Below are 2,288 nucleotides of genomic sequence, written 5' to 3'. Positions count from 1 at the left end.
TTCCTCCTTAGCTCAGTTGGTAGAGCGACGGACTGTTAATCCGCAGGTCGCTGGTTCGAGCCCAGCAGGAGGAGCCACTTTTAAAGCCGCATCACTTGATGCGGCTTTTTTGTATCTGCTTTATACGTCATTTCTCGCTTTCCCATTTATCTACACTTCATTTCTAAACATCAGCGAACATTAAATCCTTTCTTCAAAAACACTTATTTCACGCTAAAAATTTAATCCTCATCGTAATTTTAATACGCATTAGTATCCGAGCATATTCATCTTCACTAAGATGCCCGAGTTATTACATTTCTTCTTTTAGCTATGCCTTGCATAGTGATAACACTTTATTTGTGAGCTAAATATGAAACTAAAAACTCAAGCCTATTTATTATCTGCGATCATATTGCTAGCTCTCTTAGCTTTGACCGCAACGGGCTTATGGACACTTCGCGTCGCAAGTAACCTTGATAACAAAGCTCGAGTTACTGAGCTATTTAAAAGTGCGTACAGCATACTTACCGAAGTAGAAAAGATGGCTATCGAAGGCAAAATGCCGGAAGACGAAGCGAAAGCATTAGCCACTCGCCTACTTCGTAACAATATCTACAAAGACAACGAATACGTTTATGTCGCAGATGAAAATATGATGTTCATCGCCGCACCACTAGACCCTCAACTGCACGGAACCAGCTTCCATGACTTTAAAGATGGCAGTGGTAATAGCGTAGGCCAACTCATTCTAGATGTATTGGGGCACAAAACAGGTCAGATCGTTGAATATACCTGGAGCCAAAAACAAGCAGATGGCAGCATTGAAGAAAAACACTCGATAGCAGAAAAAACACCACACTGGGGCTGGGTTGTCGGTACAGGTATTGGCTTTAATGAAGTTAACGCACGTTTTTGGTCGACAGCACAATGGCAGCTTGTGCTATGTCTGATTATCGCGGGAAGCATTCTAAGTGGCCTGATCATTTCGATTCGCAAAATGCTTCATCTACTTGGTGGAGAGCCTAACGACGTGCGCAAAGCAGTTCAAGCTGTCGCTCAAGGAGACATTCAGACCAGTTTTGATACTGTGGCACCGAGAGGAAGTATCTATCGTGCCGTGCAAGATATGAGTCAATCACTAGCTACTATGGTGACAAACCTAGAGAAGTCTATGCATGCACTGCGCGCAGAGTTGTCTGCCGTAGAAGCTCGATCAAATACGATTGCCGATCTTACCGTATCTCAGCAGCAATCAACGGCGATGATTGCCACTGCGATGACTGAAATGGCATCTTCAGCCAACCATGTTGCCAATTCAGCAAGCGACACCGCAAACAATACGGACGAGGCAGACAAACAAAGCCAACATACTCAGAAACTCATTCATAACACGGTTAAAAACATTCAAGGTTTAGCTTCTCAATTAAATACTGCGAGTAAAGCGGTCGCCGATCTAGATCAGGATGTAAATAATATTGTAAAAGTGCTCGATGTGATTGGTGATATCGCAGAGCAAACAAACCTATTGGCACTCAATGCAGCCATTGAAGCAGCACGTGCTGGAGAACAAGGCCGAGGCTTCGCAGTCGTTGCTGATGAGGTACGCAACCTAGCAGGACGCACACAAGACAGCACAAAAGAGATTCAGTATATGATCTCCAATCTGCAAGAAGGCTCTCGCAATGCCATTCACACAATGGAAATATGTGCAGAAACCAGTGAAAGCACTGTTACAGAGTCTAAGAATGCCTCTGAAGCTCTACAGCAAATTGTAACGGCGTTAGAATCTATCACCACAATGAGCCAGCAGATCGCTACTGCTGCCGCTGAGCAGACGCAGGTTAGCGATGATATTGCGCTACGCATAAACCTTATCGATGAAAGCGGAGGCCAACTAAACTCTGTCGTAACCGAGAGTCAATCAAGTACTCAAAGTTTAGCTTCACTAGCGAATGAGCTAGAAGGTTGGGTAAACAAGTTCTCAGTAAAGCACTAGTTTAAAGTCAATTGTTCAATAAAAAGCACGTTTTCAGACGTGCTTTTTTGTTTTTATCGCCTTTATTTTGCAAGTGAATACACTATCAATGTTAAAACATCGCTTAAAGCATGGCGCATTGCTGCTAAAAACGCATAAAAACAGCCCACTCCGAGCACAAATTCATCAAACGATATTTTATTTTAATTTTATTGTTGACCTGAAAGCCGAAAAGCCTTTTAATACACCTCGTCGCCCGGATAGCTCAGTCGGTAGAGCAGAGGATTGAAAATCCTCGTGTCGGTGGTTCGATTCCGCCTCCGGGCACCAC

The 2,288-nt window shown here is 43.6% G+C and carries 1 protein-coding gene and 2 tRNA genes; all 3 read left to right on the top strand.

From position 1 onward, the window contains the following. The first annotated feature begins 1 nt into the window (after position 1). The 3 genes from R7Z49_RS23195 (at position 2) to R7Z49_RS23185 (ending at position 2,287) form a co-directional block, all read left to right on the top strand. A tRNA-Asn gene (locus tag R7Z49_RS23195) sits at positions 2–77 on the top strand. 275 nt (positions 78–352) lie between these two features. Then, positions 353–1,978, top strand: a complete 1,626-nt coding sequence (locus R7Z49_RS23190) for a methyl-accepting chemotaxis protein (RefSeq protein ID WP_132936938.1) — start codon at positions 353–355, stop codon at positions 1,976–1,978. Positions 1,979–2,211: 233 nt separating this feature from the next. Next, positions 2,212–2,287: transfer RNA gene (locus R7Z49_RS23185), tRNA-Phe, on the top strand. The last annotated feature ends 1 nt before the right edge of the window (position 2,288 follow it).

Source organism: Vibrio sp. 1562 (genome assembly GCF_033340155.1).
GTDB classification, from domain to species: Bacteria; Pseudomonadota; Gammaproteobacteria; order Enterobacterales; family Vibrionaceae; genus Vibrio; species Vibrio alginolyticus.
Note: the sequence above shows the minus strand (reverse complement) of the source record. Positions and strands in the feature narration are given on the sequence as shown.